At 60.1% G+C, this 22,938-nt stretch carries 27 protein-coding genes; 2 read left to right on the top strand and 25 right to left on the bottom strand.

Translation table 11 applies throughout. The features are described 5' to 3' along the window. Positions 1 to 27: 27 nt before the first annotated feature. The 25 genes from CTATCC11996_RS14530 to CTATCC11996_RS26325 all read right to left on the bottom strand — a co-directional run bounded on the left by CTATCC11996_RS14530 (position 28) and on the right by CTATCC11996_RS26325 (position 21,123). On the bottom strand, positions 28 to 309 hold the full coding sequence (locus CTATCC11996_RS14530; protein ID WP_138983861.1) for a hypothetical protein: 282 nt from the start codon (positions 307 to 309) through the stop codon (positions 28 to 30). Beyond that, positions 302 to 3,436, bottom strand: coding sequence for a TipJ family phage tail tip protein (locus CTATCC11996_RS14525; RefSeq protein WP_003077420.1), 3,135 nt, complete (start codon positions 3,434 to 3,436; stop codon positions 302 to 304). The genes CTATCC11996_RS14530 and CTATCC11996_RS14525 overlap by 8 nt, the downstream gene beginning before the upstream one ends. Then, entirely contained in the window at positions 3,433 to 4,050 is a 618-nt protein-coding gene (locus tag CTATCC11996_RS14520; RefSeq protein ID WP_003077419.1) for a tail assembly protein, read from the bottom strand. The genes CTATCC11996_RS14525 and CTATCC11996_RS14520 overlap by 4 nt, the downstream gene beginning before the upstream one ends. Further along, entirely contained in the window at positions 4,043 to 4,825 is a 783-nt protein-coding gene (locus tag CTATCC11996_RS14515) for a C40 family peptidase (RefSeq protein ID WP_003077418.1), read from the bottom strand. The genes CTATCC11996_RS14520 and CTATCC11996_RS14515 overlap by 8 nt, the downstream gene beginning before the upstream one ends. Further along, positions 4,825 to 5,553, bottom strand: a complete 729-nt coding sequence (locus tag CTATCC11996_RS14510) for a phage minor tail protein L (RefSeq protein ID WP_003077417.1) — start codon at positions 5,551 to 5,553, stop codon at positions 4,825 to 4,827. Before CTATCC11996_RS14510 ends, CTATCC11996_RS14515 begins: the two co-directional genes overlap by 1 nt. Next, positions 5,550 to 5,900: a phage tail protein gene (locus tag CTATCC11996_RS14505; RefSeq protein WP_003077416.1), complete on the bottom strand. Its 351-nt coding sequence runs from the start codon at positions 5,898 to 5,900 to the stop codon at positions 5,550 to 5,552. The genes CTATCC11996_RS14510 and CTATCC11996_RS14505 overlap by 4 nt, the downstream gene beginning before the upstream one ends. Beyond that, positions 5,900 to 8,767, bottom strand: coding sequence for a phage tail tape measure protein (locus CTATCC11996_RS14500; RefSeq protein ID WP_003077415.1), 2,868 nt, complete (start codon positions 8,765 to 8,767; stop codon positions 5,900 to 5,902). The genes CTATCC11996_RS14505 and CTATCC11996_RS14500 overlap by 1 nt, the downstream gene beginning before the upstream one ends. Further along, the gene (locus CTATCC11996_RS14495) at positions 8,764 to 9,060 is read right to left on the bottom strand and encodes a DUF1799 domain-containing protein (RefSeq protein WP_003077414.1); all 297 of its coding nucleotides are present in this window, start codon (positions 9,058 to 9,060) and stop codon (positions 8,764 to 8,766) included. Before CTATCC11996_RS14495 ends, CTATCC11996_RS14500 begins: the two co-directional genes overlap by 4 nt. Before the next feature lie 23 nt (positions 9,061 to 9,083). Continuing rightward, a complete protein-coding gene (locus tag CTATCC11996_RS14490; RefSeq protein ID WP_003077413.1) occupies positions 9,084 to 9,479 on the bottom strand; it encodes a phage tail assembly chaperone in 396 nt (131 codons plus the stop codon). Between the two features lie 2 nt (positions 9,480 to 9,481). Then, a complete protein-coding gene (locus tag CTATCC11996_RS14485) occupies positions 9,482 to 10,135 on the bottom strand; it encodes a phage tail tube protein (protein WP_034349196.1) in 654 nt (217 codons plus the stop codon). Between the two features lie 77 nt (positions 10,136 to 10,212). Then, entirely contained in the window at positions 10,213 to 10,554 is a 342-nt protein-coding gene (gp17, locus tag CTATCC11996_RS14480; RefSeq protein WP_003077411.1) for a tail completion protein gp17, read from the bottom strand. Next, entirely contained in the window at positions 10,554 to 11,102 is a 549-nt protein-coding gene (locus tag CTATCC11996_RS14475; protein WP_003077410.1) for an HK97 gp10 family phage protein, read from the bottom strand. Before CTATCC11996_RS14475 ends, gp17 begins: the two co-directional genes overlap by 1 nt. Continuing rightward, positions 11,095 to 11,412: a phage head closure protein gene (locus CTATCC11996_RS14470; protein WP_233506428.1), complete on the bottom strand. Its 318-nt coding sequence runs from the start codon at positions 11,410 to 11,412 to the stop codon at positions 11,095 to 11,097. Before CTATCC11996_RS14470 ends, CTATCC11996_RS14475 begins: the two co-directional genes overlap by 8 nt. A 2-nt stretch (positions 11,413 to 11,414) precedes the next feature. Next, positions 11,415 to 11,924 (bottom strand): head-tail connector protein, encoded by a 510-nt coding sequence (locus CTATCC11996_RS14465; RefSeq protein ID WP_003077407.1) that lies wholly within the window; start codon positions 11,922 to 11,924, stop codon positions 11,415 to 11,417. Continuing rightward, positions 11,921 to 12,235, bottom strand: a complete 315-nt coding sequence (locus CTATCC11996_RS14460; protein WP_003077405.1) for a hypothetical protein — start codon at positions 12,233 to 12,235, stop codon at positions 11,921 to 11,923. Before CTATCC11996_RS14460 ends, CTATCC11996_RS14465 begins: the two co-directional genes overlap by 4 nt. A 56-nt stretch (positions 12,236 to 12,291) precedes the next feature. Continuing rightward, positions 12,292 to 13,611 carry a phage major capsid protein gene (locus CTATCC11996_RS14455; RefSeq protein WP_003077402.1) on the bottom strand — a complete coding sequence of 440 codons (1,320 nt, stop codon included), beginning with the start codon at positions 13,609 to 13,611 and terminating at the stop codon, positions 12,292 to 12,294. A 132-nt stretch (positions 13,612 to 13,743) separates the two neighbouring features. Continuing rightward, a complete protein-coding gene (locus CTATCC11996_RS14450; RefSeq protein ID WP_003077400.1) occupies positions 13,744 to 14,256 on the bottom strand; it encodes a hypothetical protein in 513 nt (170 codons plus the stop codon). Positions 14,257 to 14,752: 496 nt separating this feature from the next. Further along, positions 14,753 to 15,523 (bottom strand): DUF1828 domain-containing protein, encoded by a 771-nt coding sequence (locus tag CTATCC11996_RS14445; RefSeq protein WP_034349195.1) that lies wholly within the window; start codon positions 15,521 to 15,523, stop codon positions 14,753 to 14,755. A 1-nt stretch (position 15,524) separates the two neighbouring features. Next, positions 15,525 to 16,010, bottom strand: a complete 486-nt coding sequence (locus CTATCC11996_RS25570; protein ID WP_003077395.1) for a hypothetical protein — start codon at positions 16,008 to 16,010, stop codon at positions 15,525 to 15,527. A gap of 123 nt (positions 16,011 to 16,133) precedes the next feature. After that, positions 16,134 to 17,078 (bottom strand): S49 family peptidase, encoded by a 945-nt coding sequence (locus tag CTATCC11996_RS14435; RefSeq protein WP_003077392.1) that lies wholly within the window; start codon positions 17,076 to 17,078, stop codon positions 16,134 to 16,136. Beyond that, positions 17,075 to 18,325, bottom strand: coding sequence for a phage portal protein (locus CTATCC11996_RS14430; RefSeq protein WP_003077390.1), 1,251 nt, complete (start codon positions 18,323 to 18,325; stop codon positions 17,075 to 17,077). The genes CTATCC11996_RS14435 and CTATCC11996_RS14430 overlap by 4 nt, the downstream gene beginning before the upstream one ends. Further along, positions 18,325 to 18,498, bottom strand: coding sequence for a hypothetical protein (locus CTATCC11996_RS25900; protein ID WP_003077388.1), 174 nt, complete (start codon positions 18,496 to 18,498; stop codon positions 18,325 to 18,327). The genes CTATCC11996_RS14430 and CTATCC11996_RS25900 overlap by 1 nt, the downstream gene beginning before the upstream one ends. Before the next feature lie 67 nt (positions 18,499 to 18,565). Continuing rightward, positions 18,566 to 20,278: a terminase large subunit gene (locus tag CTATCC11996_RS14425; RefSeq protein WP_003077386.1), complete on the bottom strand. Its 1,713-nt coding sequence runs from the start codon at positions 20,276 to 20,278 to the stop codon at positions 18,566 to 18,568. Continuing rightward, positions 20,271 to 20,753: a phage terminase small subunit P27 family gene (locus tag CTATCC11996_RS14420; RefSeq protein ID WP_003077385.1), complete on the bottom strand. Its 483-nt coding sequence runs from the start codon at positions 20,751 to 20,753 to the stop codon at positions 20,271 to 20,273. The genes CTATCC11996_RS14425 and CTATCC11996_RS14420 overlap by 8 nt, the downstream gene beginning before the upstream one ends. Before the next feature lie 148 nt (positions 20,754 to 20,901). Further along, positions 20,902 to 21,123: an HNH endonuclease signature motif containing protein gene (locus tag CTATCC11996_RS26325; protein WP_003077382.1), complete on the bottom strand. Its 222-nt coding sequence runs from the start codon at positions 21,121 to 21,123 to the stop codon at positions 20,902 to 20,904. 643 nt (positions 21,124 to 21,766) lie between these two features. Between CTATCC11996_RS26325 and CTATCC11996_RS26320 the strand changes: the two genes are divergently transcribed. Together CTATCC11996_RS26320 and CTATCC11996_RS26315 are read left to right on the top strand one after the other, a co-directional pair. Continuing rightward, the gene (locus tag CTATCC11996_RS26320) at positions 21,767 to 22,099 is read left to right on the top strand and encodes a four-helix bundle copper-binding protein (RefSeq protein ID WP_003063504.1); all 333 of its coding nucleotides are present in this window, start codon (positions 21,767 to 21,769) and stop codon (positions 22,097 to 22,099) included. 173 nt (positions 22,100 to 22,272) lie between these two features. Beyond that, positions 22,273 to 22,929 carry a hypothetical protein gene (locus CTATCC11996_RS26315; protein ID WP_238532415.1) on the top strand — a complete coding sequence of 219 codons (657 nt, stop codon included), beginning with the start codon at positions 22,273 to 22,275 and terminating at the stop codon, positions 22,927 to 22,929. Positions 22,930 to 22,938: the final 9 nt, after the last annotated feature.

Here is a 22,938-nt window from a genome sequence, read left to right as displayed (position 1 = left end):
TGGGGTTCCTAATGGCTACACGAGTCATTAATACCTCCCGTAGTGGATCAAGAAGCGCGCATAGCTATTGGCTTCCCAAGAAATCACTGACCCCGACAGATTGACTGCGGGGTAGCCTTGATATAACGGGTCGCCGGACAAGCTGACGATCGTGAACCACACATCCCCGTCTTGCGGCGATCCTGGGACGGTGATGCTTCCTGCTTGACCGATAGTCGTGGTGAGCGTGCCGGTCAGCTTGGTCAATCGGTCGCCCAAACTGACCCTCACTGCGCCGGTTGCCCGGTCGCGGATGGTGAACTTAACCACGGGCATCTATCTCCAAAACAACGACACCTGTAGAGGTGTCCGTTACATGCCAATAGCCGGTGCCCTGCTCACTCTTGATGCCGCCGTTGAGGCTCACACTCTGCTGAACACCCGTGCGCCAATTGATGCTGTAGACCGGCTGCCCATTGACGGCAGCATCTGACGCCGTGACGTCCGCAAACTTTGCGCTGCCAATGGATGCCGTCTTGATGAAGGCCGAGTTGATGTAGGTCACTCCGTCCTGAATCACGAACGGCACGCCGGTGTAGCCGTTGGCCTCGTTAAGCACCGCAATTCGCTGGGCGGCCAGCAGGATCTGACTGGTGATCACGCCCTGGTTGTTTTCCACCCCGACACCGATGCCGGCCATGTACGGCTTGCCGTCCACGGTCAGCTGGGTCTTGATCGTGTACATGGCCGCCAGAGCGCTCTTGAGCGCCTCCACCTCGACCGATGCGCCGTCGTCGCTCTCGATCTTGTCCAGCAGCGCCTGAGAGAGCTGGGTCTCCGTGATCTGGTCCCGGAGATAGTCCAGGATCAGCGATGCATCCGAGCTGGCCTTGCCCTGCACGCCCGAGACAGTCGGATACCACGGCCCGGCCAGGCCGTTCTTGTCCACCAGCCGCGCCCAGAAGAAGAACGCGGCGCCGGCGGCCAGGCCCATCATCGTGTGCGTGTTCTGCGGGTAGGAGAAGTCGCCCAGCTTGATGGCCTGCGCCAGGTTGTTGGTCTGGCTGTACCAGAGCTCGGTGCGCTGGATGATGTTGGCCCCTTCCGGGAAGCCCCAGGACAGACCGATACCGAACACCTGGCTGACGGCCGCCAGGTTGGTGACCGCTGGCGGCGCCGACAGAATGCCGGCCAGCGCCGTGGGCGCCGACTGCGTCCAGGCGCTGGGCACCTCGATGGCGTTGATGGCACGCACGCGGGCCACATAGGTGCCCGCATAAGCGCCGTCGATCTCCAGGCCCGTGGTCGTGGTACGACCAGCGCGCACCCAGTCGCTGTCATTGCGGCGCCACTCCACCTCATAGAGCACCGCGGACTCGGCCGCCTCCCAGCGGATGGCGGCTGTCTGCGAGCTGATGCCCTGGCGCACCACATTAAAGCTGCTGAGCGTGACGCTGCCAGGCGCGGGCTGCACCTTGGGCGGCACCACCGTGATGGGGCGCGGGTCCAGGCGGGTGCCGTGGTCGATGGCAGAAAACTTGCCCGGCTCGTGCTGCACGGCCGTCACGTCAAACGTGATGCCCTCGCCTTCGGTCACGCTCATGACCGTGTAGAGCTGGGTTTTGAGCGTGGGAGCCTCCAGCGCCCAGACCGACTGCGCACGCGGCGCGGCCGAGAACTGAGTCTCCACCTCCACGACCATGGTCGTGCCTGGCAGCGAGATCATGTCGGCCGTCAGCTCCGTGCTGTCCACGGTATAGCTCGTCATGTCAGTCGTGAGCAGCACGCCATAGGCCTTGCTGACCTTGCGCGTCTCGGCCACGCCCGAGGGCAGGATCACGGTGAGCTCGTCACCGTACTGGATGCCCAGCTCGGCATCGATCTCGATGCTGGACCGGGTGGCGGAGCGGATGCGGCCGCCGATGCGGCGACCGGCGCGCATGTTGTCGGCAATGCGGATGATCTGGCCAGGGGCGCACAAGGTGCCGTCAAGTCCGACCGAGAACGAGACCGATTGCGTCTCGCGCTTGGCCGTGAGCAAGGCCCACTGGCCCACGCGGTAGGCCTGAGACTCGCTGGTGCAGCCAAAGGCCGAGATCTCGACCTGGCGCACGCCATAGCGGGCCACGCCTTCATCGTCCTGCACATAGACCAGCTTCTGGCGCGCCATGTCCCCCATGTCGTTGTACGACACCAGGGCCACGGTGTTGCGGTCCTTGCGACGGCTGCCCGAGTAGACAAAGCGGCCCTCGATCACATTGGCCTGTGTATACGTGTACACAGGATCGCGCGGCATGTCGGCCACGGGCACGGCCGTGCCGGCAGCCCAGTACACCATGCCCCGGAACACCGAGCACAGATCCTGCAGCACGCGGGTGGCATCGCCGCGCTGCTGCAGGTAGACATTGCAGGTAAAGCGCGGCTCGGTACCGCCACGGCCATCGGGCACCGGCTCATCGCAGTAGGCAGCAATCTGGTACAGCGCCCACTTGTTCAGCCAGGCAGCAGGGATGCGCTTGCCCAGGCCGTAGCGGTCGTTCAGCACCAGGTCATAGAACACCCAGGCCGGATTGTTGCTGTAGGCCGTCTTGAAAGTGCCATCCCACACGCCCGTGTAGATGCGCGTGGCGGGATCATAGTTAGCGGGCACTTTGATGATGCGGCCGCGCACATGGTAGGCCCGCGTCGGTACAGCATTGAACTGGCTGGCGTCGATCTGCAGACCGATCAGGGCCGACATGGGGTAACGCAGCTTGGCATCGATCACCTCGGCCAGACTGTCGATCACCGTGGTGTCGCTGATCTTGTCCGAGGTGGCATTGGCCGTGAGCCGGCGCACACGCACCGCCCAGCCACTGGCAGCCGTTGGCAGATCGATGCGGTGCGTGCGGCGATACTGGGCCGTGGTCTTGCCGCTGAAGGACGTGTTGATCACCTCCACCCAGGCGCCGCCATCGGTTTGCAGGTCAATCGCGTACTGCACCGAGTAACCATTGATATCGCCCGTGCTGGTGTCCACGGAGCGCAAGCCGTTGACCCCCAGAGTCACGCGCACGGCCGACAGGTTGCGGTTGTTGACCGCACGCACCCAGGGTGTGCCGTACTTGAGCTCCACATTCACGCTGGCCGTGGACTCCGACGCCGGAAACCCAGGGACAGGGTCCTGCCACTGCGTGCCCGCCCGGAAATCGACCTGCACCCCCTGAAAATTCATGCTGCCATCAGCGTTCTGCAACGGCGTCTCGTTCAGGTAGATGCTCTGCAGGCCGTTGACCAGGCCGGAGATCTCGCCCTCGCTGAGCAGATCGAGCACGCGGGCATAGCTGGTGCTGTGCAGGCTGTCGGCCGCTTCCACGGGCGGGCGAGCGCTGCCGCCGCCCTTGCCTTTGTAGCCGCGCAGGCTCCAGCCGCCCTGCACAGGCCGAGGTCCGGAGCGCACCACATCGAGAACGGTCATTGCTGGTCTTCCGCAAAGATGCCCGCGCTGATGGCGGCCGAGCCGATGATCAGCTCGCCATACAGCAGCGGGACGGGGTTGCCTTGGGCCGATGTGTTGACCGGCCCGTTGAAGTTGTAAGAGGCCCCGTTGTCGGGACCATCGGCCGTGGACAGGCCTTTTTGCTGAGGAGAGAGCAACTGGGTGACGCCCGAAAGCATCAGCAGCTTGCCCATGCTGCCCACCCCGGCACCGAACACCATGGCCCCGCCCTCACCCAGCAATCCCGCCGTGGCGGGGTTGACCAGATACGGCGCCGCAAAGAACAGCGCCGCCCCGAGCACCAAAGTGAACAGGCCGCCGCGCTTGGCGCCCTGCACCATGGGCGCAATGCGAATGTCTTCCTGGCCAGCGAGATCAAAAAGCTGATCGTCCGCAAGATTGCGCCGCCCCAGAAAGCAGGCATAGCCCACACCCCGGTCCTTGCTGGTCATCAGCTCTCGCTCGAAGCCCGGCAGCAGCACGCACAGCGCCTGCACGGCCTCGGCGCAGCTGGCAACAGCCAGGCGGTGCACCCGGCCAAACTGAGCGCCCAGGTAGCCATAGAGGCGAATGGTTCGCAGCTGGTCACTCATGGGGCAATTCCTTGTGAGCCAAGTCCTTGTGACGGACCACAGCCCGCGTGCATTCCTGCCAGTAGCCGCCATAAACCACGCGCTCAGACAAGCGCCCATAGAGGTGCTGCAGCATGGCGTTGGGAACGGGGTGCAGACCAGGGACCTCGGCCAGCGGCCGGCTGCCCAGATAAATGCCGGCGTGATTGGCCACCAGCGAGCGCACGGCCATCAGGATCATGTCGCCGGGCTTCAATGGCACGCCATCCGGCAAGCGCTCAAACCCCGCCTTGACATAGTTGTCCATGTACAAGTCCTGGCCGTTGTTCCACCAGTCGTCCTCGCTGACATAAGGCATCAGCTCGATCCCTGCCTCCCGGCGATACCAGTCCCGCACCAGCGTGTAGCAGTCCAGAACCCCATGGAAGAACTGCCGGCCCAGCAGCGGCGCCTGCCAGCCCGTGGGAGCGAACTGGTGCAGCTCCTCGAACTGGCCCTCGCGCACGCTCACGATCACCCAAGGAAGGCCCGTGGCTTCGCAGGAGGCGCGGTCGGCCTCGCTGGGCTGGGCGGGCGCGTCTGGATGGCTATGCACCACGGCCAGGATGCGGCCGGCGTCCTCGGCATCAGCCCAGTCCTCGGGCGCCATGCGGAATTGCTCGGTGCCCTGCGCCAGATTGACGCAGGGGCGGTAAATCTCTTTACGACCCTGAGCGATCAGCAGGCCGCAGCACTCGCGCGGATACTCAGCCAGGGCGTGCGCCTTGATGGCGTCTACCGTCTTCTTGTGCAGCATCAGTAACCTCGCAAGGTATCGGCGCTGGGGAAGCCGCCGAAGTTGATGGGTTCCCACTCGCCAAAGCGTTTTTTGCAATCGCTGACGCGGCCGCCGCAGCGGTCCTTGGTGGGGTCGGTGACTGGATTGCCGTCACGGTTGAACATGGCGGCACCGGTGTAGCCGCAGTACGGCCCGCGATAGCCGCCATTGCTCAGCCAGCCGCAGAGGTTGGCCACGATCTGGCGGCCCGGCAGTTGCTGACCGTCGAAGTCCAGGGCGCTGGCCAGCTCAAACTCAACCGTTTCCTTGTCCTCATGGGTCTTGCACTCCACCAGCCAGATATCGGGAGCCAGCTCCTCATTGGGGTTCGCCGATGGGTTGCCCTCGACAAAGTTGCGGGCGTCCAGGTAATGCGCAAAGGTGCGCCGGCGCACCACGCGAGCACCGACCAGGTCATCAAGCGCAATGCACAGCGCCGAGATCACACCGGAGACCATGCCGCCCTTGCCGTCTGGGCCGATGTTCCCCACGCGCAGGGTCGGCGTGGGCTGCTGGCCAGTACCGTTGCGGGCAAAGCCCTCGGTCTCGATGGCCCAGGGCTTGTATTCCTGGCCCTGCCACCAGATAGACCCTGCCTGCGAGTAGCCGTGAAAGCGCCAGATCTCGTCGCCCAGCTCGCTCAGGTCCAGCTCAAAGAGCTGCACCAGCTTGCCCGGCTCCAGGCCTTGGATGTCTGCTGTGATCATGGTCGAGGGGCCTCCTTGAACGTCACCGAAAGCGTGTAGCTCTTCATCAACCGATGACCACCGTGGGGCTGCAGGCGATAACCTTCCTTCTCCACGTAGTGGCCCTGCACGCCCATGGGCGGCGTCCACAGGAAGGCCCTTGCGCCGGCATGCTTGTCGAGAAATGCCTTGATAGGCTTGATCTGCGATTCGCGGCCGCGAAACACCATTGGCCACGACTGCTGCAGGTTGTTGATGCCATCCTCAGCAATCTGGGCATAGCCATCCCCAAACTGAGCGCTCAAGATGGCATGCGTAAAAACGCCCTCGGGCTCAGCCAGAGGGCGCCAATGGAACAACTCAGGCATTACGCCCTCCCGTTTTGTCTGGCCCAGATCAAGCCGCCAGGGCGCATTTCTTTTGCGATGGCCTCTTTGACCGCATTCCCGGCCAACTTGCCCAGCTGGGTCATAAAGCCTTCGGTGCCGGTCGCATTGACTTGCCCCGAGCCGCTTTGCTGCAAATGGACATCCACATCGACCAGCATCGAGGCCGCAGCAGGAACGACCAGGCCAGTGCCTGCAGCCGGCCCACCCACCAGACCGCCCTTGGCGTAACCATTGAGGCGATTGAGCAAGCCCAGACCGACACGCTTGGTGCTTTCAGCATTGATGACGTACTCGCCACGGTGCACCACACCAGCCGGCTCATACTTGCCACCGTCGCCCGTGTAGCCACCCGTGGCAAAGCCCAGAAGGCCGCGCGCGCCCGTAGCCAGTCCCGCGAGCATCTGCCGAGCTTGAATCCGCACCAGGTCAGCAATGATCGAATTCGCCAAGGACTTGAAATCCAGCTTGCCGGTCATCACAAAGTTGACCAGCGCATCCTCCATGCCCTTGAACGCATTGGTAAATGCATCGGCCGTCTGCTGCGCCACGTTCGCAGCCTGGTCGACATAGTTCTGCAAGGCGAAGCTGGCACCCAACTCCCACTTTGTCTGCAGTTGGTCCAGTTCTGCATAGGTGGCCTCAGCGATGCGGATGCGCTCTTCCTTCTCGACCTTTAGGTCAGCTAAGCGCTGGTCAATCTGTGCCTGCTGCTCCTTGGAGAGGTTCGGTGTGTACATGCGCCGGTCCCGCAAATTGCGCTCTTCGGCAAGGTAGCTGTCCTTGATGCTCCATATGCCTTCAGCACGCTGGCGATCCTTGGTGCCCATCCAGGCCGAGCTGATAGTGCGCTGCTGCTGCTCCCGCATCTGCTCCATGGCACGCTTGTGCGACTCCGCCAAAGCATCCATTGCCATGCGCTGGCGATCAGTTGCCAGGGTTTCCTCATGGGCCAGAGCCTTGAGCCTCTCGCCCGTCTCCAGGCGCTTGGCGGCCAGCTTGGACTCGGTATCCGCAATCTGCTTCTTGACGGCCAGGGCATCGACTCCCTTGACCTTCTCCTGTTGCAGGCGGGTGATCTGCTCCTGCAGGGCGGACTCCTCGACCTTGCTGGACTCCTCGATCAGGGATCGTCTCTGGCTGTAGTAGCCCTGGTCATCAATCAGCCCTGACTGGCGCAGGCGCTCCAGATCCTTCTGCTTGCCGTCGATGATGCGGACTTCTTCACGGGCGGCATTCTGGATCTCGGAGAGGTCAAGGCGACGGGAAGCGGGCGCCGTGCTGCCCCCCTTCTTCTCCTTCTCCTCGTACTTCTTATTGATGCCAGCAATGACAGTGTCATATTGCTTCTGCGCCTCTGCGCTGGTCTTGGCAGCCTCTCCGTATTTCTTCTCGGCAGCAGCAAGCTCCAGGCGCTTCTGAGTCTGCTTGTCATAGTGCTTGCTGGCTTCAGCACTCAGATTGATCAATGCCTGCTCACGATCACGAGAGCCTTGCACATAGGTGTTGGCCGACTCGGAGAGGCCCAACATCTCGCGCGCTTTGTCGAGCCTGTTCTGCCGGGTCTTGAGGCCCTTGGCATAGCTGCCTGTACTCTCGGTCACAGAGTTGGTCGGGCCACGGTCCTGGTAGTCGTTGACCTCTTTCTGCAGCCGCTCCACAACTGCATGCATGCCCTCCTGGCGGCCGAGAGACTTGATCATGTCGATCACCTCGGCACCCACATTGCGAATGGCAATCCAAGCCTTTTCAACCGCCCCCAAGTTGGCAGTGATCGTGCTGGTAGCGCCTGCAATGGCCGAATCGTAGGCATCCTGGGCGACGCGGGCGGCATCTGTCTCGCGCCCCACTTCCTGCAACGACTTGATCTGCTCAAAGGTTGCCGACGTCAAGAAGTTCATTTGCTTGTTCAGTTCAAGCACCGCCTTGACGGGGTCTTCGCCCAACTTCTTGAAGTCCTTGGCCACCTCTTCCACGGATTGCCCGGTGGCACGCTCCCACTCAATTGCTGTCGTGGTGTAGCGCTGCAGGCGTTCAGCACCAACGCCAGCATTCGCTGCAAATGTGACCAGGGCCTCGGCCGCTTTGGCCTGGGTAATGCCCGCCACGTTATCCATGGCGGCCGACATGTCCACCAGTTGCTGGACACTGGTGCCGGCCTGGTTGCCAGTCTTTTGCAGCACGACCAGGAATGCATGGGCCTCCTTGGCGCCTGAGTACAGGCCGTAAGCCAGTACGCCAGCTGCTGCGGCCGCAAGCGTGAACGGGTTCACCATCCCCAGCACATAACCGCCCAGCGCCTTGGCGGCCTCCCCTGCACCACCGAACATGGACATCAGCTGAGAGCCCTGCTGCAGGAATACCGTCATGGCATTCTGCCCGCCCTGCAGCGACACGATGATGTCTTGGAACTGTGCAGGCACGCCACGCATCGCTGCAGAGTGAGCGCGGTCACTCATGACGTACTGTCCAGACTGGCTCAGGCGCTTTTGCGCTGCCTCGGCCTGACGCAACTGGTCGATATAGGGCTTGAGCACATCACCCGAGATACCGCGCTGCTTGGCCAGAATCTCGTAGTACTCCGAGCCGGCCTTGCCGCCCGACTGCAGAGCCACGGTGGCGCGCTGGATGCTGCCGACCATGTTTTTCTCAGCCCGAGACATGGCGGCAGCGGTTTCCCGCGACTGCTTCTCTGGCAGCTTAAGCCCGTTAGCGCCATCGCGGCCGGCCTCTTTCATGCCGTCAGCCATGCCCTTTGCAGCCCGCACTGCTTCATCGGCACCTTCTCGCACGCCACTGGCGTCCAGCGAGGCCTCGATCTGGACTTTACGGCGGTCGGTATCGCTCATTTTTCAGCCTCGGCATAGATTTCTTGAAGTGCGGCAGCCTCCATGACGCGCACCTCGGCGCGTAGCCGGGCGTGGTCTTCATGGGGGATTTCGCGGGCGCGAAGTTCGTCGGCCAGCACGCCGTAGTCCAGGCCCACCACACCGCCGGCGCCGACACGCCACTGCGTCTGCAGGGCATCGAACAGGCACCAGGCGGTCCAGTTTTCGGGCCAGACCTGGACACTGAACATGTCGGCGTACTGGCTCACCGGCAGCCCCCATTCCTTGAGGTACTGGGCATCCGGGAGCTGCATGTATCGCGCACGCGCTGCCGCAATCAGTTTCCCAAGCGGCCCTCCATGCACAGCTGCTTGTAGGTGTTCATCACGGCCTGGGTCGCTGCTGGCAGTTCGCTTGCCAGCTGGATGCAGTTGTCCAGGGTGAACGGTGCATCCAGCCCCCATTCAAGTAAGCACCCATGGATGTACTGCCCGTTGATCTGCACCACGCCGCGCTGCTGCTGAGTGGACGGCTGGCCTGCGGTGGGATCAAAAGCCGGAGGCTCCACTGAAAAGAGACCGTCAAGGAATGCACCGAATTCCACGCGGTCGCGGTATCGAAAGGTCACGGGAAGCAGACCCTCGGTGCCATCCGGCATGGCGACCTTGAGGGAATGGACGATGCCCTTGGGCCGCTGGCCCAGCACGATCTGGCGTGCAATCTGCTCGCTCATAATCAAGCAGCCTTAGCCAGAGTGGTCGGAGCGCCACGCAACAGCACCGTGGACTTGGTAGTCATCTCGGCACCCTTCTCGGTGCTCGGTGTGTCGTCATAGGCCAGCTCGCCCACGTAGTAGCTGGCGGAGCCGTCCTTGAAGTCCAGACGATGCACAGACTCCATGCCGTCAGACGCCTTCAAAGCAGCACGAGCCGCACCATCCTGTTTCCAGCTGTTGGTGTATTCCAGGCGGCGCGCCGAGCGACCCTGACTGAATTCCTGCTCGTCTTCAACATCCAGATAGCTGCTGCTGCCAGTCTTGAGTTCACCACCGCTCAGCGCGAAACTGGGGACATAAGGCAGGCGCTGCCAATCGTTGGCAACCAGAGGGATCAGCGATACCTCTCCACCCATCGGAAATTTTGTGAGATCGCTGGTATCAACACCGTCCAGAGTCACGCTGTCAGCCGTCGCGGCCTTGACGCGGGCCACGCGCCCCTCCAGCTCCGGGTAGTCCTCGCTGGTGATGACGACTACAGCCTTAGCCTGCAAAGTATTGGCCACTGTCACCACCGCATGTGCTGCATTGGACATTGCACCAGCGGCCAAGGCGGTAAGAGCCGCGGTGTAAAGATTGAGTTTTGCCCCATCGGGCAGAGGAACTTTGCGCATGGTTGTGCCCCTTTCAGGCAAAGAAAAACCCGCCTGGTTTTCCATGGCGGGTTGTTTGGCCCTTGCGGGCGTTGAAGTCAGTAGCTGACGCGGATGTCCTGTTCAGCTGTGTAAAGATCCATGTCGTGGTCGTAGTCGTCGCAGAAGTTGCCTATCGGCCGGACAACGAGATCTAGGTGGGCGCGCAATGCGCTGACAAGCAGCTGCATTAGCCGCTTCGGCTCCAGAATATCTGGGCTGAAAATCCGGATCTGCACATCGGCAGCATCAACCTGAGAATCCTCGTTGTCCAGGTATTCGCTGGTATCACCACCAAAGCGCTGCCAGATCACATAAGGCGTTTGCGCGTTAGCCAGGGCCACAGTGCCGTAGCAGCTCGGGATTACGGCCGCAATGGCTGCGTGTAGAGCTTCGTCCATCACTTCACCTTTTCCAAGGCTTGCCAAAGCACATCAGCCGAGGCCAGCACAGCAGCCGGCTCCGCGCGCAGCGACCCGCGCATGAAGGCCTTGCCCGGTATGTAGACCGGCCCACCCGGGCGAGGCAGATAGTACGCATCCTTCTCGGCCTGACTGGCTCTGCGCCGCGGCTTCTTCTTGCCGGCGCTCTCCGGCCGCGCCAGCGTCACCCAGCCCTTTCGGGTCATCACCACCTGATAGCGCTGCCAATGGCCGTTCTCCAGCAGCTGACCATGCGGCGCGGTCTTGGCGTTCCAGCTGATGTGATACTCGGCAACACCCTGCCCGCTGTTCTCTGGCGAGAAAGCCTGATAGATGGCCTTGCCCAGGTTGCCCGAGAGCTTCTTGATCCTGGCGACGTTGGCCTTCGCTGTGTCGTAGAACACCTGGGCGGCGGCCTGTGCCGCCGGCCTGGCCGCCTCCTCTGCCGCGTCACCCAGATCATCAAACAGTGACTCAACCCCCGAAAGATCGATAGAGGCAATAAGTGAATTGCTCCCCCTAGCCATTGGTCACCTCACACACCAGATCCACATACTCGCGGCGCTGCCGCTCTGGCAAAACGGCCTTGATGCTGTATTCCACGCCTGCACAGACAGCACGCATGTCAGCCTTGATGTCCGTGCGCCATCGAATTCGGATACTGGCCTGAGCTTTGCTGGCCACCTGCCCCGCGCGCACGGTTTCGCTGCCCGAGGCAAAGCGAATGTTTGCCCAGACCTTTGCAACCTCTTCCCAGTTGTTCGATAGCTGGCCAAGCCCGCCACCAGTCAAGCGGCGCTGGATGTGGATGCGGTCTCGAAGACTTCCTGCGTCCATGGTCAAAACCCCGGTTGCACGTTGATACTGGACAAGAGAGCGGCGCTGATGTGAGGAGGAGCCTTCGCCCCTTCGCGCTGTCCCATCAGCTCACGATTGGCATACAGCCAGACGACAACCAGCAGCATCCAGGCGCGCACGCCGGCGTGCACCGCGATGTCGATACCCGCTGTGTATGTGATTTGCGCTGCCCTACCTGCACACCCAGATGCTTGAACCAAGGTGAGCCGGCCAGTCTGCGTAACTGCAAACGGTATGGAGTCACCATTAACAGTGACACTCTCCACCTCAATCACGCAACCGCGGGCAAGCACCGAATTACCTACGTCACTGGCCTGCTCGATATAGCGCCCCTTGCGAATGGCCGCGCCGCTGACCTCCTCAGCCAAAGAGCGTGCGGCCGGGATAAGGACGCCTTCAAAGTAGCCATCCTCATCGTCACCGTCCACTCGGCATTGCAGCTTCACTTCGGCAAGTGTCAAAGGCTCATCGCCAAGGTACTGGGCAATCATGCCTTGGCGCTCTTGGGTGCTTTGCCTGCTGGCTTGGACTGCGGCTCGGAAGCCTGGGGCGCTTGCTGCGCTTCCGCCGCAGGGGCCTGCTCGGGCGCCGGCTCCTGCAATTGCTGCTCAGCAGCAGCGTCAACGTGGGCAGGCTGGAGACCATCCAGCTCTTGCTCAACTTGGTCTGCATCGGGTTCGACATCAGGCCTGGCCACACCCAGATCCTTCAGGTGCTGGGCGGCGTCCGCATCAAAGCCCGCACGATCGCCTTTGGCGTAAGCCCGGAAGGGCTTGGTGAATAGTACGACTACTTTTTCCATTACTCACTCCTTGAACGCCCCGGCCAGCAGCCAGAGCAGGTCAACACAAGGCGGGCTTAGCCGAAGCTGGAGCCCCACTGGACGTCCTTGAGCACCACGATGGATTCGACGTGGCGGGGGCCAAAGTCGTGCTTGGCGATCACGCGAATCAGCGTCTGGTCGCGCTGGAAGGCAGAGATAACATTGCCCTGGCCGTCCTTGTAGGTGGCCTCCTTGGAGTAATCGATCACCAGACCTTCGTCTTCACCGATGAAGCAGTCGCCGAAGTCGGCCAGGTACAGCTCCGAACCGTTGGAATCCGCGCCCACGGTCAGGTTGGCCGGAATCTGCGTGGTGAACGCCACGGCATAGCCCTTGAGGAAACCGTTGTCCAGCTCCGGGTAGGCCTTGTTGCCGTTGCCATCACGGATGGAAGCCAGGAAGCGGAAGGTGCGAGGGTTCATGACCCAACCGACGCTGGTCATGTTGGCATTGGCGTTTTCCAGGCGGAACAGTGCCTTGTTCAGGTCAGAATCCACCTCTGCCAATGTCGGCGTGGCCGAGGTCGGTGCAAACACATTGGCTGGCAAGGCCCAGTGGCGCAGGCCCTTGGGCGTGTTGGAGGTGCCGTCGTCGCGCAGAAAGGCCTTGTCTTCACGGGCCGCCAGCGCGCTGGTCAGGTCGCCCACCACGATGGCGTCCACATTCGGGTTGGCCGAAGAGTTGGCCAACAGGTCATTGCTGATGGGCACCAGTGCCGCCAGCTTCTTGCCCGACAGTTTCAGGTCGTCGAATTCGCCCTGGGTTGCAGGCACGTCGGAATCAGAGCCGATATAGCCAACCACCGCACCACCCTTGAGGCGCGGGATGGTCATATTGCCGTTGTTCAGAGGCAAGGGCCGCGTCCCCATCTTGCGCACGGTGGACTTGGGACGCAAAAGCTCAATCACCTCGCTCGAGAGATTGGTGGGCACCAGCACACCGCCGGCGGCCGAGGTCAGCGTATTCAGCGAAGCAGCGATGTGCTCGCCGTAGCCGCGCTCAATGGCCAACTGCGCTGCAGCCTGGCGATTGCCTTGGGCTGCGGCCAAGGCAACTACCATCTTGGCCATGCCGGCGCCAGGCGCTTCAGCCTGCTTGGGCTGGGCGGGCACGGTCTTGGTTGCAGTCACATCCGAAGCGGCAGAGACAGGCACTGCGGCCGCAGCATTCATACGCTCGGCCGACTCCAGGCGCGCGATCTGGGCGGACATGGCCTCGAACTGCGCCTGCAACTCACCAAACTCTGCCTGCTGCGCGGAGGTCAGAGAGCCGTTTTCGGCCTCCAGCTTGGCCAGGGCTTGCACGCGGTCGTTGATCTTGGCGCGCTCGCTACGGATTTCATGGATTTTGGACATAACGTCTCTTTCAATAAAAAAACCCGCTCAAGGCGGGTTCAGTGATGCCCATGGCGGGCGCGAACAAACCACCCGGGCCCAAACCCAAGCGGCAGAAAGTAAAAAAACCCGCCGAGGCGGGTCAGTGATTTTTCATCGAGTCAGTAGCGCCCTGACCACCTGTGCCAGCACACTTAGCTGCGGTGGACTGGCAGCAACAAGCGGCGGCTCAACGCCATTTAGTGACTCAGCCAACTTCTGGTTTTCGAGCCTGAGCTTCTCAATCTGTAGCTGCAGGATCTCAAGCTGCGCTTTGTTCTGAGCATCGACGAGTGGCTGCACATCCTTGTGCCATTTCCCAAATCCATACACCGCCATCCAGAACGCTACCCCAAATACAACATAGAGCGCATATGACAACGCTTTTCGGTCACTCTTCGCGACCTCTAACTTTCGCTCCAACAAGGCCAAGCTTAAATTTTGCTCATCCGTACGGTTCTCAAACTTTTTGAGCGCTTCAATTTCCGGCAGCGTCTTGTATACAACTTCATTAGTGGAAGTTTGGATATTGATAATCGCCCACATCGAAAAAATCATTGCAACCAGTGAAAACAGCGCGATGAATTTATAGATGTTGTCTGTGGGTACCGGAACTCGATCAAGCATTTCTAGCTACCTATCAGTTGAACTCTATCCGTAGGCGACTACCGGCGCCCACGACTGCGGGTGTGGGGCCTCACATATGTCCCATCCTTGCGGTAATAGCCACGCACATTTACGGAGCCGCAGTAGCCCGTTACACAAGGGGCCGCAGCAGAGCCAGCGTTAGATCTGTAGGCGATCGAGGCAGGATTGTTGTATCGACATCTGGTATGTCCGGGAACATATGCCCCATCTTTCCGGTAGTACCCATCGACCCATGAACAAGCATTAGCCGCGTAGTTCGCGCGCGCACCACCAGTTGGACAAATAAACGTCGCAGGAACGCTTTCATCATTGCTTGTGACATGCGCCTCAACCGGCGTGCAAGCTATATCCGGTATACCCGAATAGTCAGTGCTTTGCTGCGACGCACAGCCAAATAGAAACAGCACTAAAAATGCCGCTATCCACCTTTTCATCTCTCCCCCAGAATATTTTTCCGGGGATGTTACCAAATGAATCAGAGCTCAATCGACAAGGGAGCCCTGTAAGGTTCCTTAAGTTCGCGCAATGTGCTTAATTTCACAGTTGGTGCCACAGAACTCAGAACCATCATCTCGGCATTCGCCTTCAATGAGGAATGTGTGTCATCAATTACGAAAAGCACGCTATTTGACGCATCCACACGTCGCATCAGCAGCCCTTTGCGTAAACGAGAGTTCACTGAAATCGCCACTGGTCTGAGCGTGTCGACATAGAAGTCGCCCCACTGAAAATCAAATGCGACCTCTGCCGTGCCAACAGACACCGTTGCACCGGCTTTCAGCTTTCGATCTGGAGCATTACGCAGAAGAACCTCCTCAACCTCTTTGGTCAAAGAGAAATCCATGTCTCCCTCTGCACTTCGCTCCTTCTCCCAGGTGCGAACAGCAGCAAAAAGTGCAATGGCATTGGCAGCCAGTTCCATGAATTCGCCTTCCGGCTTCTTGCAACTGAATTCGCCGCCCTCACTTAATTCAAACGCATACTTCTCCGCCAGACCCGCCAAGCTGCGCCAATTGCGGCGATCAGTGAAGTCGAAGCCCAGGCTACTGAGCGCGAACATTGTTGCGCCATCGTCGTAAATCGTTACTTCGTTGTTGTCCTCTTGGACATAGAAGTCCAAGGGCTTGCGATCGCTCAGTAGAAAAGGCGTGCTGATATACAAGGCACCTGGAGTGCCTGCCGTGCCTTCAAGCGGGTGGCAATGCCAGCCACTTTTAGCGAAGAAATTAAGGCAACGAACTTGCATGTCAGCGAGAAAAAAGATTGCCACCCATTGGACCTTCAAGCAATCCATGGGCAGTGTCAAGAATTCTAGTGTGGCGACGAAGTTTTTCGAGCCACCATTGGTGAAATGTGTTGCCCACGCGATCAATCACCATCTTCGACACCTGCCCCAGTCGTTCATCTCCAAGATGCATGTGCGGGCCGAAGAACGGTGTCCCATTCGGCTCAATATGAGAGCGGACGTGCTGGGGGTAAACCTCCACCATGAATACGCGACGCAGTTCCTTGCCGTGCCGGTACATCAGTGCATAAGAAATGATGTTCCCGTGTCTACCGATTCGATACTCGCCCTTGAATTCCAGATTGGGGATTGCGACACCCTGAGCATTCAACAATTTGCTGGTAGCCAATAGGTAGTTGCTGCGTGACGGCTTCTCCACCCATACAACCTCCTCACCCAGACCCTTGATGTCTTTGCACCAAATTTGACACTGAGCTATCCAAGACATCTCGCCTCCAATATTTGGCGGGATGTTACAGCATGCAACATTACTCAACTTAATAGAGCTCTGCCCCAGGCTCGAACCTTCTCGAAGTTGAGTTAACCCGAAAACATAGTTTGCGCATTCTGTTCAGGAGTGGTTCTGCAAATTCATAGCCGCCGCCCGGGCACTGAAGCTGCGCGCCGGCTGCGGCTTGCGGCCAGCCGAAACACTGGCTGCGATGCGATTGATGGCCGCTTGCGGTGGTTCGATACGGTCAGCCAATCCCATCTCGATGCCCTTGGCTCCAAAGTACACCCCCGCCTCGGTACCGCGCACCGCGGCCACGGTCAGCCCACGATTACGCGCAACCAGCTCTGTGAACTCGGCATAGTTCTGCTGCACCAGTTCGTTTAGCCACTGCGCTGCCTCCGTACTCAGCGGGGCATCACTGGCCAGATCCGCCTTGCGCGCACCGGCAAAGATGGTGGTGACCTTGATGCCCTGCTCTTCATAGCGCTTGCTCATGTCCACATGACGCGCGATGACGCCGATGGAGCCAACGCCCGAGGAGTTGCTGAGCACGATCTCGTTAGCCGCGCTGGCCAGTCCGTAGGCCGCTGAGTAGCAGGAGAAGTTGACGATGGCCGTGATGGGCTTGATGGAGCGAGCCGCAAAGATCTCTTCTGCCAGATCGGTCATGCCGGTGGCCGAGCCGCCGGGGCTGTCCACATCCAGCGCAATATGCTCCACCGCATCATCAGCCAGCGCGGCCTGCAGCTGGGTGCGAATGCCTTCGTAGCTGGTCATGGTGGTGCACATGTCCATGTGCGCCGAGCGCGAGACCAGGGCGCCATGAATGGGCAGGACGTAGACACCGCTCTCTCGGGCGGCGTTGAGGCGGCGATCTGCCGGCGAGATGGCGTTGACTGGCTCGTCATCCTCCATGGCCATGACCTGACCGCCAGGGTTAAGGTTGACGATGTTCAGGTTCATCGCCTGGTTGGCCCAGTTCACAGCCATGTCCAGCCAGTCTTCGCGCACCATCTGCGGGGTGTTGAAGATCATGCTGGCGATGCGAGGGAAGTTTTTCATGTCAGGGCCTTCTGGATATCGCGGACTTGCTCGTCCGATGCATCAGTGAGTTTTTCCGGCATCTGCGTGCCGGCCCCGACCATATTCAGGGGCTGCAGGTACACATCGCCGCCGGTGACTGGCGGCAGGTTTTCCAGGCGACGGATGTCGTTGACCGACAGCCAGCCCCACTGGCGGGCCACGGCATAAGCCTTGAAGCGCGCTTCCTGGTTACCGCGCAGCAGGCCGCCGATGTTGAACTCGATGTAGTAGCGGCTTCGCTCGGAGGGCAGCAGCAAATCGCGCTGCAGCGCCTGCTCATGGCGGCGAAGCCATGGCATCAGGGTGTAGATCACGAACTGGATCTGGAGGTTTTCCACGTTGTTGTACGTGGCTGCCTCCATCATCCCGACCATGGGTGGCGGCATCTTGTAGATGCGTGTGATATCCACCGCTGCCAACTTCAGCGCCCCAATCAGCTCCGCATCCACGTTGTTCATGGACAGGGCTTTGAAGGTCATGCCCTCTTGCAGGAGCGCCACCTTGCCTGCGTTGGGTGCCCCCCCGAACTTGGCCTGCCAGTTGTTGGTCAGCGCATCAATGGCGCTTTGCTCTTTGATGGCCGCGGCTTCCTTGGGGCGCTCCAGCACTCCGGACAGCGCCGTGCCATGCAGAAAGGACTTGCCGCCGTACTCCTCCAGCGCCAGCGCATAGCCGATGCTGTTGGCGTGCAGGGCGATGGGCGACAGGCCGGTGTACTTGTCCAGCGATACCCAGCGCACGTGGTGAACAAAGCGCGCCGGCACGGGCTCCTTGCCGTCAATCGAGTAATACGGCTTGAGGTCCGGCCCCTTGAAAACCTGAACATCACCTGGGTTGAGAGGGATCAGCGCAGTGGGGTTGCCGCGGCCGTCGCGCTCAATGAAGCTATAGGCGTTGCCGCGCAGCCCCAAAGCCGTTTGCGCATACTCACGCGACTCGAATGGCGTCTGCCAATCATTGGGAGCGAACTTGAGCAGCCCATAGGCCGGGTGGGCATCGGCAGACTTGCGAGAGCCGTCCTCCAGGCGTTCAAACACCTCCAGTGGCAGTTGGGCCACCGACTCAGCCAGCAGCGACACACAGTTTTGCAACACCGGCAAGGCCAAGGCGGTCTGCGGCGTAACCAGCTGGCCAGCGGCCGACTGCTTGGCACCACCAATGATGGACGACAGCCAGCCAACGCGGGTGCCCGCCTGCTCGGCGGCTTCTCGTTTGTTGAACAGCATCAGCTCATCCGATCAATGGCAACGCCTGCAACCAGCAGCAGGCAACCGCCCACCATGGCCGCGACCGCCGGGGAGAAGTGCGCGGCAATCCCGGCCATCAAACAGACAAAACCCACCGCCATGAAGGCCAGGCCCACGAGCTCGCGTGTGATGAGGTTGAGGAGGTTTTTCATGTGGTGATTGAGAAGCCACCAGGGCCCAAGTCCAGGCGGCGTGAATAAAAAAGCCACCCGGAGGTGGCTAGATACCGACTCCACTGTCATAGATGCTGGCCTCCTGCTCGGCCTGCTTGCCAGGCATTGCGCGGCCGATCGCCATGATCAGTGCTACGGCTCCGTCAATCTTGTTGTCGTTGCCTTGCTTGATGGGGCGCACGATGTCGTCGTTGCCGACCAGGTGTTTGCCAATCACATTGCCCATGCACCAGGTCATCAGCGGGTTGCCGTCGTGATGAAAGCGCCCGGACATGATGGCCGCCTCGAGCTCCTTCATCGGGTCGCTCATGTTGGTGTAGTTCTGCACGATGGTGATCGGAAGCAAGCCTTCATCGTCGAGCTGGTGGGCCAGGTTAGTGGCGCCGTGCGGATCCATGGGCGATGCTTCAACAGGATTTAGCCTTGCGGCTTCCTTGGCTTCTTCCAGAATCTCGCGGTAGTCAATCTCGGCACCGTCGGTGGTCAGCAGATGACCTGTGTTGACCCACTTCTGCAAGCGCTCGGCCATCCGCCGGTTGTCGCTGTTGTTGACCGTGTCCTCTGGCACCCAGAAGCGCGGAGCGATGCTGTAGTAGTGCCGCTTTCCATCGATGTCGCGCCAGAACAGCCGGGCCATGCTGTTCATGTCCAGCTTGCGAGCCAGGTCGAACGACAAGACCACCGACTGGCCTTCGAAATCAGCCAGATTCAGTGTGCCGTCTTCACAAGACTCCCACTGAGTCATGTTGAAGTACCCGGTTTTGGCGGTTACCCAGAGACCCAGGTGCTTGGTTTTGAAGGTATTTGTGAAGCGCGCCTGCTGGATGGCTCTTCGCTGCTGACTCTCCAAGTACTCCTGATAAACCGACACACCGATATTGGGGTTGGCCTTGGCCAGTACCTTTGGATCCTTCCAGTCATCCTCTGGATCAACGGTCCAGATCCAGCCAAACAGCTCGTCGTTAGGCACCGTACCGTCGAGCATTTCCACGACTTCGCGGCGTTTGTCGTAGCACGGGCCTTCGATGTTGTAGCCAGCCGTGGTGATGATGAACATCAGGGGCTGCTTGCGCGCGCCCATGCCCGTGAGCATGGTGGTGTAGAGCGCATCGCTGTCGTGCTCGTGGTACTCGTCCACGATGGAGCACGAGGGACTGGCACCGTCACCGGGGTTGCCGATGATGGGCTCAAAGCGGCTGCCATCGCCAGGCTTGTTCAGATTGGAGGCATTGACCTCGATGCCGGCAGCTTCCAGCAGCATGGGAGAGCGCATCGCCATGAGACGCGCTGGCCGAAACACCTCCCATGCCTGCTTTTCTGTAGTGGCCCCGGAGTAAACCTCGGCGCCAAACTCGTTGTCGGCGGCAAACATGGCCAGACCCACGCCGGCGGCAATGACGCTCTTGCCGTTCTTGCGATTGACCTCCCAGTAGCTTTCACGAAAGCGGCGAAGACCATCCTTCTTGCGCTTCCATCCAAAGGTGCAAGCCAAACCGAACTTCTGCCACGGCTCAAGGGTTATCAACTGGCGCTTGAAGCCCCATTCGCCCTTGGTGTGCGGCAGTAGCTCAATCAGAGCGATCTTCTTCTGTGCCTCCTTCGCATCGAACTCGTAGGGGTAGGTCTTGCTTTTGCTGGCCAGCAGATCATCCAGATGACGCTGGCAGGCCTGCCGGACATATCGACATGCAGGAACCTTTCCTGCAACTACGGCCTTGGCGAACTTATTGACTGCATCCACCGCCGGATATTTAGCCATTGATGACCCCTGCAAACGGGTTGTCGCTCTGCTTCTTCTTGCCTGTCCCCATCATTCGCTGTCGACTGGACGGGTCCAGCCCCAGCATTCCGCCATAGCTGGCCATCATGGCCGTCGCCTCTTTGAGGGCCGTCGCGGCGGGGTTCTTGATCACGCCCCCCATGGCCCCAGAGACCGTCACTCCGTTCTGGGCGATATCCGCCTGGGCCATCCGAAACTGGTCATAAGCGGAGCAGTACACCTCAAGGTTCTGAATATCTGTCGCCGCCAAAATGCGCTCTTTGCACAACTGCGGCGCCACGGTTTCCCAGAGCATCCGGCCGTTATCTCCCATCCAATCCGGGCAATCGATATTCAGAACCAGCTCGAAGTCTGGTTCAGCTTTATTGAGAGCTCGCTTGCCTGGATTCCCAGCCAGCAGCTTCTTTGCCGTAGGTTTGGGGCGACGGCCTGAGCGCCCAGCAGCACCTGCCATCGGGCCTCCAGTTAAATTTCATATTTCGCGGGCGTAAAAATGTGACGAACCGGTCGGTCTAGAGCGCGAGGGCACCCTGGTTTCGACCCTCCCCCCTCCCCGCCCAGAGCCACCCAAGCTGCACGATGCGTGCCCACATGCGAAGCGATCAGGTCAAGAGGGAGGTGAACAGACCCTGCGACTCCCGCGCCGTTTTGACGGCGTGACAAGCCTTGCAGATCGCCTGCAGATTTTCTCTTGCGTCCATCTGTTCTCGCGTCCAACCCAGCCGCTTGGCCTGGGCCTTCGGGACAATGTGATCGACCTCTTGCGCGCCCGACACCGCACCGAGCTTGAGGCATGGCTGGCACAAGCACGCATCGCGTTGCATGACCCACTCTCGAATCTTCTGCCACGCATAGTCATAGCCACGCGACTTGGCCGAGCCTCGCCCCGGATGATTCCAGCCGCTGGCTTCGGACTGGTGTTCATCGCAAAAACCCGAGGACGAGCGCGACAGAGTATTGCAGCCTCGATGGCGACAAGGCTTGTTAGGGCGCTGAGGCATTACCAACCCGTCCCTGATGCTGCACCGCCTTTTCGATGCGCATCCCAGCAAAAACCCAAGGGTTAACACCTAGCAACCTCCTACACCAGAAGATCAGAATGGAATCACTCACCAGAAGCTCCATCCAGAGAGAGATCACGACTGAAGTTCATTTACACCCTCGTCTATCGGCAAGTTTCAGTGAGTGAAGGGCCTACCTAGTAGGCCCTTTCTGTTTATGTCACAGACATAGGTGCCGCCACCGAGTGATCCGCCCCTACTGCAATGTGCGTGATCGTCGGGCGTGCTCGGTGGCAGCGAACCGTGAATAAAAAGCTGTCGAGGTGATCGAAGAAAAGTCCCTGCAGCACAGCAATAGGGAACACAAATCGTCTTGGACGGAATGTAGGCACATCCACCTACACCAACACACTGCTAGCAAGCACCAAATCGATAGTGAGCTTTCACACACCTTCAGGAGAAGTCAATGAACTCAACCTATCAATACTTAGGGTGCATCGATGCTTGCAACGCCTGCATCACTGCATGTAACGCTTGTATTGCCGAGTGCCTTAAAGAGCAGGACGTAAGCCCCATGGCTGGTTGCATTGCAATGAACATGGATTGCGCGGCCGTATGCGCACTTGCTTCAGGCGCTATGGCTCGCAACAGTGAGATGGCCAAGCACTTTTGCAAGCTGTGTGGCGAGATCTGCCTAGCATGTGCCAACGAATGTGAGCAGCACCTTCGCGAACACACTAGGAGGTGCGCAATTGATTGCCACGCTTGTGCCAAGGAATGTCATGCACTGATCAATTGACCAATGCAGATTGCAAAAAGCCCCAGCGATTAGGCTGAGGCTTTGGAAATTTTGGACGCGACTATCCATCAATTACCTAAAGTCATAAGGCTCCACGCCTCAAGACCGTTTAGCGATGATGGCAAGGCGGTTTAATTGCGCCTGCGCTATTCCTACGCATTCTAGGCCAACTTTTGGCCAGCGGCAAACTCCTTGTATCGCTTCATGCACCGCAGGTTGCTTTTTGTGAGCTGGCGGGATCGATCTACGTGCCGAGCGATGTGCTCCGAGATCTTCAGCCCGTCGGCTCCATGAGGCACATCGCGGGTACCGAAGCCGTGGCACGCCTTGCAGGTCTTCCCTCGGGCAAGGTTCGTGCCGCCGCACTCATGGCAACGGCGATCGCACCACCAGAGCAGCACATCCGACAGCTTGGCCAGCCCTTCCTCTATGCCCTGCGCAAGAACCCATGGAGTGAAGCCAGCATGCTGGTCTGTCAGCTTGATGAAGCTGGGCAGCTTTGCCAGGATCTCGCGCCGCGTCTGCGCCTGCCATTGGGCCGCTGCCGCCTGGGCACCCGCAATGTCCAGCACCTCCGTCACCCGCTCGCCGCGCTTGTCCTTGGTCTTCTTGGCCAAGCGGGGCATGCCTTCCGCAACGCGCTCAATGTCAGCCGCAGTCAGCATGCGCGGCTTGAGGCGAGAGTCCCACTCAGCCATGAGCTGGTACACCAGCCGCCCCAGCTTGGCGGGCTGCATGCCAGAGGCAATCAGGAAATCGGCATCACCTCGAAAATCAAGGCTTACGGAGAGGTCGGAGCTGTTGCTGGCGCTGGTCATGCGTTCAATTAAGGTTGGTTT

The sequence above is a fragment of the Comamonas testosteroni ATCC 11996 genome (assembly GCF_000241525.1).
Classification (GTDB): Bacteria; Pseudomonadota; Gammaproteobacteria; order Burkholderiales; family Burkholderiaceae_C; genus Comamonas; species Comamonas testosteroni.
The sequence above is the reverse complement of the archived record's forward strand: the minus strand, read 5'-3'. Positions and strand labels throughout refer to the sequence as shown.

What these genes read in the sequence shown, in the direction of transcription:
- CTATCC11996_RS14525 (WP_003077420.1), bottom strand. Translation starts at nt 3,436, where the DNA reads ATGACCGTTCTCGATGTGGTGCGCTCCGGACCTCGGCCTGTGCAGGGC.
- CTATCC11996_RS14520 (WP_003077419.1), bottom strand. Translation starts at nt 4,050, where the DNA reads ATGAGTGACCAGCTGCGAACCATTCGCCTCTATGGCTACCTGGGCGCT.
- CTATCC11996_RS14515 (WP_003077418.1), bottom strand. Translation starts at nt 4,825, where the DNA reads ATGCTGCACAAGAAGACGGTAGACGCCATCAAGGCGCACGCCCTGGCT.
- CTATCC11996_RS14510 (WP_003077417.1), bottom strand. Translation starts at nt 5,553, where the DNA reads ATGATCACAGCAGACATCCAAGGCCTGGAGCCGGGCAAGCTGGTGCAG.
- CTATCC11996_RS14505 (WP_003077416.1), bottom strand. Translation starts at nt 5,900, where the DNA reads ATGCCTGAGTTGTTCCATTGGCGCCCTCTGGCTGAGCCCGAGGGCGTT.
- CTATCC11996_RS14500 (WP_003077415.1), bottom strand. Translation starts at nt 8,767, where the DNA reads ATGAGCGATACCGACCGCCGTAAAGTCCAGATCGAGGCCTCGCTGGAC.
- CTATCC11996_RS14495 (WP_003077414.1), bottom strand. Translation starts at nt 9,060, where the DNA reads ATGCAGCTCCCGGATGCCCAGTACCTCAAGGAATGGGGGCTGCCGGTG.
- CTATCC11996_RS14490 (WP_003077413.1), bottom strand. Translation starts at nt 9,479, where the DNA reads ATGAGCGAGCAGATTGCACGCCAGATCGTGCTGGGCCAGCGGCCCAAG.
- CTATCC11996_RS14485 (WP_034349196.1), bottom strand. Translation starts at nt 10,135, where the DNA reads ATGCGCAAAGTTCCTCTGCCCGATGGGGCAAAACTCAATCTTTACACC.
- gp17 (WP_003077411.1), bottom strand. Translation starts at nt 10,554, where the DNA reads ATGGACGAAGCTCTACACGCAGCCATTGCGGCCGTAATCCCGAGCTGC.
- CTATCC11996_RS14475 (WP_003077410.1), bottom strand. Translation starts at nt 11,102, where the DNA reads ATGGCTAGGGGGAGCAATTCACTTATTGCCTCTATCGATCTTTCGGGG.
- CTATCC11996_RS14470 (WP_233506428.1), bottom strand. Translation starts at nt 11,412, where the DNA reads ATGGACGCAGGAAGTCTTCGAGACCGCATCCACATCCAGCGCCGCTTG.
- CTATCC11996_RS14465 (WP_003077407.1), bottom strand. Translation starts at nt 11,924, where the DNA reads ATGATTGCCCAGTACCTTGGCGATGAGCCTTTGACACTTGCCGAAGTG.
- CTATCC11996_RS14460 (WP_003077405.1), bottom strand. Translation starts at nt 12,235, where the DNA reads ATGGAAAAAGTAGTCGTACTATTCACCAAGCCCTTCCGGGCTTACGCC.
- CTATCC11996_RS14455 (WP_003077402.1), bottom strand. Translation starts at nt 13,611, where the DNA reads ATGTCCAAAATCCATGAAATCCGTAGCGAGCGCGCCAAGATCAACGAC.
- CTATCC11996_RS14450 (WP_003077400.1), bottom strand. Translation starts at nt 14,256, where the DNA reads ATGCTTGATCGAGTTCCGGTACCCACAGACAACATCTATAAATTCATC.
- CTATCC11996_RS14445 (WP_034349195.1), bottom strand. Translation starts at nt 15,523, where the DNA reads ATGCAAGTTCGTTGCCTTAATTTCTTCGCTAAAAGTGGCTGGCATTGC.
- CTATCC11996_RS25570 (WP_003077395.1), bottom strand. Translation starts at nt 16,010, where the DNA reads ATGTCTTGGATAGCTCAGTGTCAAATTTGGTGCAAAGACATCAAGGGT.
- CTATCC11996_RS14435 (WP_003077392.1), bottom strand. Translation starts at nt 17,078, where the DNA reads ATGAAAAACTTCCCTCGCATCGCCAGCATGATCTTCAACACCCCGCAG.
- CTATCC11996_RS14430 (WP_003077390.1), bottom strand. Translation starts at nt 18,325, where the DNA reads ATGCTGTTCAACAAACGAGAAGCCGCCGAGCAGGCGGGCACCCGCGTT.
- CTATCC11996_RS25900 (WP_003077388.1), bottom strand. Translation starts at nt 18,498, where the DNA reads ATGAAAAACCTCCTCAACCTCATCACACGCGAGCTCGTGGGCCTGGCC.
- CTATCC11996_RS14425 (WP_003077386.1), bottom strand. Translation starts at nt 20,278, where the DNA reads ATGGCTAAATATCCGGCGGTGGATGCAGTCAATAAGTTCGCCAAGGCC.
- CTATCC11996_RS14420 (WP_003077385.1), bottom strand. Translation starts at nt 20,753, where the DNA reads ATGGCAGGTGCTGCTGGGCGCTCAGGCCGTCGCCCCAAACCTACGGCA.
- CTATCC11996_RS26325 (WP_003077382.1), bottom strand. Translation starts at nt 21,123, where the DNA reads ATGCAACGCGATGCGTGCTTGTGCCAGCCATGCCTCAAGCTCGGTGCG.
- CTATCC11996_RS26320 (WP_003063504.1), top strand. Translation starts at nt 21,767, where the DNA reads ATGAACTCAACCTATCAATACTTAGGGTGCATCGATGCTTGCAACGCC.